This is a genomic window from Bradyrhizobium sp. LTSP885 (genome assembly GCF_000938305.1).
Taxonomy (GTDB): Bacteria; Pseudomonadota; Alphaproteobacteria; order Rhizobiales; family Xanthobacteraceae; genus Bradyrhizobium.
On the sequence record NZ_JYMT01000016.1, the window covers coordinates 60,802 to 69,836 of the forward strand.

Annotated in this window: 7 protein-coding genes; 2 read left to right on the forward strand and 5 right to left on the reverse strand. The window is 64.8% G+C overall.

Features of this window, described 5'->3' with window-relative positions:
• Positions 1–44: 44 nt before the first annotated feature.
• From UP09_RS10505 to UP09_RS10520, 4 genes are all read right to left on the reverse strand, one after another.
• Positions 45–2,156 (reverse strand): acetate--CoA ligase family protein, encoded by a 2,112-nt coding sequence (locus UP09_RS10505; protein WP_044538075.1) that lies wholly within the window; start codon positions 2,154–2,156, stop codon positions 45–47.
• Between the two features lie 120 nt (positions 2,157–2,276).
• Entirely contained in the window at positions 2,277–3,032 is a 756-nt protein-coding gene (locus tag UP09_RS10510; protein WP_044538084.1) for a VOC family protein, read from the reverse strand.
• Between the two features lie 15 nt (positions 3,033–3,047).
• Positions 3,048–3,842 (reverse strand): enoyl-CoA hydratase, encoded by a 795-nt coding sequence (locus UP09_RS10515; protein ID WP_044538076.1) that lies wholly within the window; start codon positions 3,840–3,842, stop codon positions 3,048–3,050.
• A gap of 127 nt (positions 3,843–3,969) precedes the next feature.
• Positions 3,970–5,175, reverse strand: a complete 1,206-nt coding sequence (locus UP09_RS10520; RefSeq protein ID WP_044538077.1) for an ABC transporter substrate-binding protein — start codon at positions 5,173–5,175, stop codon at positions 3,970–3,972.
• A 154-nt stretch (positions 5,176–5,329) separates the two neighbouring features.
• Between UP09_RS10520 and UP09_RS10525 the strand changes: the two genes are divergently transcribed.
• Positions 5,330–6,112: a thermonuclease family protein gene (locus UP09_RS10525; RefSeq protein WP_082070084.1), complete on the forward strand. Its 783-nt coding sequence runs from the start codon at positions 5,330–5,332 to the stop codon at positions 6,110–6,112.
• A gap of 90 nt (positions 6,113–6,202) precedes the next feature.
• Positions 6,203–7,669: a M48 family metalloprotease gene (locus UP09_RS10530; protein ID WP_502689040.1), complete on the forward strand. Its 1,467-nt coding sequence runs from the start codon at positions 6,203–6,205 to the stop codon at positions 7,667–7,669.
• A 243-nt stretch (positions 7,670–7,912) separates the two neighbouring features.
• Here UP09_RS10530 and UP09_RS10535 read toward each other — a convergent pair whose 3' ends face one another.
• A complete protein-coding gene (locus UP09_RS10535) occupies positions 7,913–9,016 on the reverse strand; it encodes an IS4 family transposase (RefSeq protein ID WP_044535962.1) in 1,104 nt (367 codons plus the stop codon).
• Between the last annotated feature and the right edge of the window lie 19 nt (positions 9,017–9,035).

The window sequence follows — 9,035 nt, forward strand, 5'->3', positions numbered from 1 at the left end:
CGGCTTCGCTTTGCGAAGCCACCCTCTCCCACAAGGGGAGAGGGTTACTTCGGCACCACCAGCGCATCAACGATGGTGACGCCCTGCCCTTCAGCGTGCACCAGCACCGGATTGACCTCGATCTCGGCGATCTCGCGCGCGTGCCGCGCTGCGAGCACCGAGATATCCGAAATCAACTTGGCCAGCGCCGCAACATCCGCCTTCGGCGCGCCGCGGAAGCCCTGCAGCAACGGCGCGGCCTTCAGCGTCTCCAGCATCGCGGATGCCTCCGCAGCACTGACCGGCGCGGGACGATAGGCCACATCCCTAAACAGCTCCGTGGTGATGCCGCCGAGCCCCACCATCACCATCGGCCCGAACGTCTTGTCCGTCATTGTGCCGACAATGATCTCGACGCCCTTCTTCGCCATCGGCCCGACCAGCACGCCCTGGATCGTGGCCTGCGGCCGGCGCTTCTGTACGGCCTCCAGCATGTCCCGATAGGCCGTGAACGCCTCGCCCTTGGCCGTGATATTGACGCTGACGCCGCCGACCTCGCTCTTGTGCGCGATCTCGGGCGACTGGATCTTCATAACCAGCGGAAATCCGACCCGCGCGATCGCGGCATCGAGCCCGTTGCGGTCAGTGACCAGAACCTCGTCCGGCAGCGCGATGCCGGCAGTGCGCAGCAGCGACTTGCTGTCGAATTCGGACAACGTCTTTGACGTGAGATGCGCCGAGAGATCGCGCATCGGCGATGCCGCGCTCTCCGCCTCCGGCGCCAGCCTGAATTTTGCGTAATCGGCGATCCGCCGCATCGCGACGCCGACATGGGTCAGCCCCGAGAGCAACACCGCGCCGGATTTCGCGAACTCCTGCCGCGCGAATTGCGAGGGCAGCGTGTAGGAATAGAACACGACTGGCTTGTTCTGCGCGACGATCAGCGGCTTCAGCTCGGCCTCCTTGAACGGCATCCGCACCTCGCTCGACAGCGACAGCACGACGAGAACAGCATCGACCTCGTCCGACGCATCGAACAGCTCGATACTCTTCTGCAGACCGCCAGAGGAGACGCCCTGCGCGGTGACGTCGACCGGATTGCCCGCCGCGCCGTAGGACGGCATCCATTGCTTGATCTTGTCCTGGATCTGTGACGAGAGCTCCGGCACCCGCAGGCCCTGCATCGACACGGTGTCCGCGCCCCAGATGCCGGCGCCGCCGGAGACCGTCAGCACCGCGACGCGGTCGCCCTTCGGCAACGGATTAGTCGTCAACAGCGCCGCGATAGTCACCGCCTCGTCGAGATCATTCGAGACGATGAAACCGTATTTGGCGAACACCGCGTCATAGGCCGCCGACCAGCCGGCCATGCTGGCGGTGTGCGAGGCCGCGGCACGCTCGCCGGCGCCGGAGCGGCCGACCTTGATCACGATCACCGGCTTCTTGATCTCGGCGGCGCGCTTCGCTGCAGAGAGGAACTTGTCGACGTCCCTGATACCCTCGATGAACAGCAGGATCACGTCGGTCGACGGATCCTGCACCATGTAGTCAAGAAATTCGCCGGCGCCGAGATCGCTCTCATTGCCGGCACTGACGACGTAAGAGAGCGCGATACCGAGCGCCTTGGCGCGGTGGTAGATCGCAAAGCCGATGCCGCCGCTCTGCGCCACGATGCCGATCCGCCGTTTCGTGGCGATGAGCGGCACCGCGCCTGGCTTGACGTCGACGGTCGGGCTGAAGGTCGCGGCGACCTTCTGCACCTGGCTGTAAAACCCTTCCGCATTCGGCCCGGAGATCCGCATCCCCGTCCGTTTCGCCAGCGCCACGATCGCATCCTGCATGTCAGCGCTGTCGCCGCCCTCCTCGGCGAATCCGGACGAGATGATGACAGCATTCTTGACGCCGGCGGCCGCGCACTGCTCCAGCGCCGACAGCACCGCGCGAGCCGGAATCACGATCACCGCAAGGTCGATCGGCGCGCCGATATCGGCGACCGACTTGTGGCATGTGAGCCCGTCGATTTCGTCATAGTTTGGATTGATCGGATAGAGTCGTCCGGGATAGCCGTTCTTGCGCAGCATCGCGAGCAGCCGCCCGGGAATCTTCTCATGATCGCGCGAGGCGCCGATCAGCGCGATGCTTGCGGGCGCGAAGAAGGAATCGAGCGGATGCGGCATGGGCGCGTTCCCTTGTCTTTTCTTCTTGTAGCCCGGATGAAGCGAAGCGCAATCCGGGGGGCGATCTATCCGCGGAGAGCGCGGTCCCGGATTTCGCTGCGCTGCATCCGGGCTACGAAGTCACGCCGTCAGCTTAAACGTCACGCCGCAGAGAAAGAATTCATCGCCCGACACGGCGGCGCCCCTCGCCTTCGCCGCATCCAGCACCTTCGCCTTGTCGGCCACCTTGAACGTCAATCCGCTCATGATCTCGGCCTCGCCCTTGACGAAGCGGAAGCTGCTGTTCGGCAACTTCACGATAGCTCCATCGGCGGCAACGCCGAGTATCCTGCCCCAATGCGCCGCCAGCGCCAGCGGCTCGGGGCTCTGCATCTCGACCTCGGTCAGCGCCAGGGTCGTGTCCTTGCGGATTGAGTTCTGCCAGTCCGGACCGGCCGGCGGATACGGACCGAGGATGTCGTCGCTGCCATCGGTGTGGTTGAACTCAATGAAGGCGGCGCGGCAATCGCGCGGATGTAGTTGCACGCCGTGATACGGCGCATGCGTGATCACGTTCGCCGTGCGCACGCCGATGGCATTGGCCTTGGCGCCGCGCGCGTCAGGATCCTCGCAAGCGAAGATCGCCATGTAGCCGCCGCGGCCGCCGGTTTTCTCGATGAAGCGGCCAGCCGCGGTGCCCGGCCCCGGCTCGAACGGCGCGACCACTTCCAGCAGGATGGTGTCGACCGGGAGCAGCGCGTTCTCGAGGCCGTATTTCGCCACGTTGCCGTCGCGGTAGCAGACATCGAGGCCCATGATCGCTGACATGTCCGAGATCACGGGCGCGAGCTGCGGCGCCACCAGACAGATCTGCCGCAGCCGCATGTAATCGGCGATAGAATCGGCCATGGCCTACTGCCCCTGGAAGGTGGGCTTGCGCTTCTCGACAAAGGCCTTGGCCGCTTCCTTGTGGTCGGTGGTTTCGCCGGCGCGCGAGTGATGGATCGCCTCGCCGTCGAAGCAGGCTTCCAAGGTCATGGTCTCGGCGTTGTTGATGTTGCGCTTGATGTAACCGAGCGCCACTGACGGTCCGTTCGCCAGCGAGCGCGCCAGTTCGAGCGTCTCCGCCTCGATATCGGCATCCGGCACCACCTTGGACACCATGCCGAGAAGATAGGCTTCCTGCGCCGAGAGCACCGGCGACATCAGATAGAGCTCGCGCGCCTTGGCGCTGCCGAGCATTTTTGTGAGGAAGTAAGTCCCGCCGTAATCGCCGGAGAAGCCGACCTTGGCGAAGGCAGTCGTGATCTTGCAGGAGGCGCTGGCGACGCGCAGGTCGCAGGACAGCGCGATCGACAGTCCGGCGCCGGCCGCGGCGCCGTCGAGCTGCGCCACGACGGGCTTTGGCATCTGGTGCAGAATGCGCGAGACCTCCATGCCGCGGCGCAAATTCGCCGTCTTGGCTTCGAACGACATCGGAGCGCGCCCTTCCGCCATCGACTTGACGTCGCCGCCGACACAGAACGTGCCGCCGGCGCCCCTGATCAGCACCGCACGCACCTCGGTATCGTCCTGCGCGCGCCGCGCGGCATCGACGAGCCCGCGCGTCATGTCGGGATTCAGCGCGTTGCGCCGCTCGGGGCGGTTCATCGTGATGGTGAGCAGGCCCTGATCGAGGGATTGAAGGACCATCAGATTGTCGCTCATGGCGTTTTGCCTTTCGTTGTTGTTGTTGTTGGTTACTCGTCATTCCGGGGCGATGCGCCAGCATCGAACCCGGAATCTCGAGATTCCGGGCCTGGTCCTCCGGACCATCCCGGAATGACGCTTCGCGTCACTTCTTCACCAGCGGGCAGCGCGAGGCTTCCAGCGGCTGGAAGGCCTCCTCGCCCGGCACGGTCGCGAGCAGCTTGTAGTCGTCCCAGCGGCCTTTCGATTCCGACGGCTTCTTGACCTCGAACAGATACATGTCGTGCACCATGCGGCCGTCGTCGCGGATCCGGCCGTTCTTGGCGAACATGTCGTTGATCGGGGTATCCTTCATCGCCTTCATGACGGCGGCTGAGTCGGTCGTGCCCGCGGCCTTCACCGCCTTCAGATAATGCAGCACGGATGAGTAGACGCCGGCCTGTGCCGAAGTCGGCACTCGCTTGGTGCGCTCCATGAAGCGCTTCGAGAAGGCGCGGGTGTCGTCGTTGAGGTCCCAATAGAACGCTTCCGCCAGCAGCAGCCCCTGCGCGGTCTCCAGTCCGACACCGTCGATGTCACTCACAAAGGCGAGCAGCGGCGACAGCTTCTGGCCGCCCTTCATAATGCCGAACTCGGCGGCCTGCTTGATCGCATTGATGGTGTCGCCGCCGGCATTGGCGAGACCAATCACCTTGGCCTTGGAGGCCTGCGCCTGCAGCAGGAAGGACGAGAAATCCGAAGTGTTGAGCGGGTGCCGCACGCTGCCCAGCACCTTGCCGCCCGACTTCAGCACCACGGCGGTGGTGTCCTTTTCCAAATCCTGGCCAAAGGCGTAGTCCGCGGTCAGGAAGAACCAGCTGTCGAGGCCGGATTTCACCGCGGCGAGGCCGGTGACGTTGGCCTGCGCGAAGGTGTCGAACACGTAATGCACGGTATAGGGGCCGCAGGCCTCGTTGGAGAGGCGGATCGAGCCGGGGCCGTTGAAGATAATGATCTTGTTGCGCGCCTTCGCGATCTCGCCAGCGGCGAGCGCCGTCGCTGACGCCGCAACGTCGAAGATCATCTCGACGCCCTGGTTGTCGAACATGTCGCGCGCGATGTTGGCGGAAAGGTCGGCCTTGTTGAGATGGTCGGCGACCACGATTTCGACCTTGCGTCCGAGCACCTCGCCGCCAAAGTCCTCCACCGCCATCTTCGCCGCGGCCTCGCTGCCGGGACCGGTGATATCGGCATAGAGGCTCGACATGTCGAGGATGCCGCCGAGTTTCAGCGGAGGCTTGCTCTGCGCCAGCGCCGCAGTCGCCGACATCGCAAGCGCGCAGGCCAATACACCGGCCAAAACTCGTCTCATCAAAAGCCTCCCTTGAAGCCCGCGCCGTCGTCCATTGCGGCCGGTCCGTTTGTTTCGCGCGGGATCATGCCGCATGGCATCCACAGCGGCAAGCCACGGAGGCGCGAAGCGATTTCCGCTCAACGGAATGGCTGGGATGTGCGAAGATCGGCTGATGCAGATATTGTCGATAACAATCCGGATCGCCGTGATTCACTGCGTGCTGCTCGTGGCTGCGACGATTTTCGCTGACGACACCCACGCGGCCGGGTGCAGTTTCGACGAGCAGGGCGATGGCCGCGTCGCCGCTGTTATCGACGCGCGCAGCTTTCGGCTCGACGACGGGCGCGAGGTCAGGCTGGCCGGCATCGAGATGGCTGATCGGGCCAAGGCCAGTGCGGCGCTGTCGGCGCTGCTGGTCGGCCGCGACGTGACGCTGCGCGGGCGCGACGATGCGCCCGACCGCTACGGCCGCCAGCCGGCCTATGTCTTTCTCGCCGGTGCCGAGACACCCGTACAGGGCGACCTGCTGCGGCAGGGGCTCGCTCTGGTTTCATCCGAGATCGCCGACAAGGACTGCGCCGCGCTGCTGATGGCGGCCGAAGCTGAGGCGCGGCAGGCCAAATCGGGAACCTGGGCCGGGTCCACGGTCATAAAAAACGCTGAAAGTCCGGGCGATATTTTGGCCGGGATCGGGCGCTTTACGGTGGTCGAAGGCAGGGTTTTGTCGGTCCGGCAGGCAGGGGCAACGACCTATCTGAATTTCGGCCGAAACTGGACACGGGACTTTGCGGTGACTATTTCAAGGCGCATAGTTCCTGCGTTCGAGGCGGCCGGACTGGCGCCCAAGTCCCTCGAAAATCGAAGGATTCGTGTCCGAGGCTGGGTGGAAGAGCGACGTGGGCCACGAATCGAATTGCTCCGGGTGGGGCAGATTGAAGTGCTCGGCGGGAACTAGCGGCCATGGTGGCACGGATCATGCCCCGATCGGTTCGCTCGACAATTGTGAGTTTTGGACGTGATTGCGCGCGCAGGACGGCGTGAGGGAATGACAGGCCGCGGCCTTTCGGCTGCGCCGATGCTGATCTGCGCCGCGCTGATGCTGTCGGCCTGCGGCAATGCCGGCCGGTTCGAGCAGGCGTCGCCCACCGCATCGGCGGCGGCGCCGACGAAGCCAAACCGCGTGGTGCAGCAGACACCGGCGACCGAGCGCGAGCATGAGCGCATCCTGTCCTCCTATGGCGGCGCCTATGACGACCCGAAGCTCGAGGCGTTGATCGGCCAGACCGTCGACCGGCTGGTGGCGGCCTCCGACCGCCCCGACCAGGCCTACAAGGTCACGATCCTCAATTCCGGCGCGGTCAACGCTTTCGCGCTGCCGACCGGCCAGCTCTATGTCACGCGCGGGCTGATTGCGCTCGCCAGCGACACCTCCGAATTGTCCTCGGTGCTCAGCCACGAGATGGCGCATGTGCTGGCGAAGCACGCCTCGATCCGCGAGGACCAGGCACGACAGGCGGCGGTGGTGACGCGCGTCGTCACCGACATGAGCAGCGATCCCGATCTCACCGCGCTGGCGCTGGCCAAGACCAAGCTGACGATGGCGAGCTTCTCGCGGCAGCAGGAGTTCGAGGCCGACGGCATCGGCGTCGGGATCGCCGCCCGCGCGCATTTCGATCCCTACGGCGCGGCACGCTTCCTCACCGCGATGGAACGCAACGCGGCGCTCAAGGTCGGCAGGACCGCGCTCGACCCGCGCGCGCAGGACTTCCTCTCGTCGCATCCAGCCACCCCCGAGCGCGTCGCCAATGCGCAGGCGACCGCGCGGCAATACTCCTCGCCCGAAAGCAACGAGCGCGACCGCGAGACCTATCTCGCCGCGATCGACAACATCGTCTATGGCGAGGACCCCAGCGAAGGCTTCGTCCGCGGCCGCCGCTTCCTGCATCCCAAGCTCGGCTTCACCTTCACCGCGCCCGATACATTCACGCTCGATAACACCGCGCAGGCGGTGATCGGCGTGCGCGAGGGCGGCAACCAGGCGATGCGCTTCGACGTCGTGCGGGTGCCGGCCGAGCAGTCGCTCGGCGACTATCTCAATTCCGGCTGGATGGAAGGCGTCGAGAAGGCATCGACCGAAGACCTCAACATCAACGGCTTCCCGGCGTCGGCGGCGACCGCCCATGGCGACCAGTGGCAGTTCAAGGTCTACGCACTGCGCTTCGGCAGCGACGTCTACCGCTTCATCTTCGCCGCCAAGCAGAAGACCACCGAGAGCGAGCGCAACGCGCGCGAGACCGTCAACTCGTTCCGTCGCCTGACGCTCGAGGAGATCCAGTCCGCGCGTCCTTTGCGCATCAAGGTCATCAACGTGCAGCCCGGCGACACCGTGGAATCGCTCTCGCATCGCATGGCCGGCGTCGATCACCCGGCCGACCGCTTCCGCGTGCTCAACGGCCTCGACGTCCACGCCCAGGTCAAGCCGCGCGACCGCGTCAAGATCGTGGTGGATTGAGGCGCTGAAGCGGATTGGGTCCGGCCGCGCGCCCAATCACCGCCGTCGTCCCGGCGAAAGCCCATAGGCGCTAAGATAGTTTGATCATGGCCTGATAGCGGCGTTTACGTCTGGGAGGCTCGCGCAGATGTCGTTGGAGAGCGAGGCTGGCTCTGCGCAGACGCGCGATTGTGGGCTGGGGAATGATGGCTTGGAGCAGGGAGGCGATGAGCTGACGGAGCAGGCGCCATGCTGCAGGTCTGGTTAGGCGGCTTCGGCCAAGCGGGGAGAGTCCTCGAGTTCGTCGACAAGCGGCTCGAGCAGAAGAATGATCAGCAGGTGAGCGAGGATATGGGGTCTGGCAGACCGCTCGTCAGTTCCTGGAGGTCCTTTCAAGCCAATCAGGCTCTTCAGCCGCTTGAAGCCGAGTTCGATCCGCCATCGCAGCCGGTAAAGGGCAAGCAGATCAGCGGTTGTGAAGTCCTCGGGCTTGAGCGAGGTCACCAGGATCACCCAATCCGCAGCATCAAGCGTTTGCCTGGAGAGACGATGGCCTCCCTTCTGAGCCGTCCTGCGTGCCTTGCGCCGTGCAGCCTGAGCCGCATCTGCAGGTTTCTTGACGGCAACCAAACGCACAGCAAGCGGTGCTCCACCAGACTTGCGTTTTACCCAGATCGGCCGGTCGATGATGCCGCGTGCCGCGGCCTTGCGCAGTTCGGCGACGAGATCGATCAGATTGCCTTTGCGATCCAGCCAACAAGCGCTCTTCCAGCCCGAGCGGATCACGAAGTCCGCACCGGCCTCGACCAGATACGCCATGCGCTCCGGCTGCAGATAGGCGCGGTCGGCAAGACGGATCTCGCCGGCAATCAGCGGGATCCGGTCCAGCGTCTCGCCCGCGCGTTCGTCGGTCAGCTCGAAGTGACCAAAACGTTCTTGCGGAAGATCGAACGCACTGTGGATGCGCCACACCGCATTCTTCTGCCTGCCGCCGGTTCCAGCTTTTGGGACCGTCGTGGCGTCAACGATGCGGATCAGTCGACCGCGGCTTGCCTTCGGCGCACCGCTCGCAAGTGCCCGGCCTATCAGCTGTGCAAGCCAATCCCCGGACTGACGCAGCCGGTATAACAGAGCCACGTTGGAGATATCGACAAGGCCCACCGAAGTCGCCCATGCCGCCGTCAACCGCAGACCTCTCGTGCCCAGGCAATACGCAAGGATCAGCCGCAGCAGATCGACTGCATTGCTGATCTCGCGCGGGCGAACAAACGCCTTCGTCTCCCGCGCGCCAGCCTCCAGAGCCTCAGCTCCGCCCAGCCGCGAAACAACACGCGCCCAGTCTTCGTTCACAAGCGATTCGTTTCTCATCTCTTCTTGGAATCACACG

Bases quoted from the DNA above. Each gene is read 5' to 3' on its own strand.
- UP09_RS10530 (WP_502689040.1), top strand. From the start codon at position 6,203: ATGACAGGCCGCGGCCTTTCGGCTGCGCCGATGCTGATCTGCGCCGCG.
- UP09_RS10535 (WP_044535962.1), bottom strand. From the start codon at position 9,016: ATGAGAAACGAATCGCTTGTGAACGAAGACTGGGCGCGTGTTGTTTCG.
- UP09_RS10525 (WP_082070084.1), top strand. From the start codon at position 5,330: ATGCAGATATTGTCGATAACAATCCGGATCGCCGTGATTCACTGCGTG.
- UP09_RS10505 (WP_044538075.1), bottom strand. From the start codon at position 2,156: ATGCCGCATCCGCTCGATTCCTTCTTCGCGCCCGCAAGCATCGCGCTG.
- UP09_RS10515 (WP_044538076.1), bottom strand. From the start codon at position 3,842: ATGAGCGACAATCTGATGGTCCTTCAATCCCTCGATCAGGGCCTGCTC.
- UP09_RS10520 (WP_044538077.1), bottom strand. From the start codon at position 5,175: ATGAGACGAGTTTTGGCCGGTGTATTGGCCTGCGCGCTTGCGATGTCG.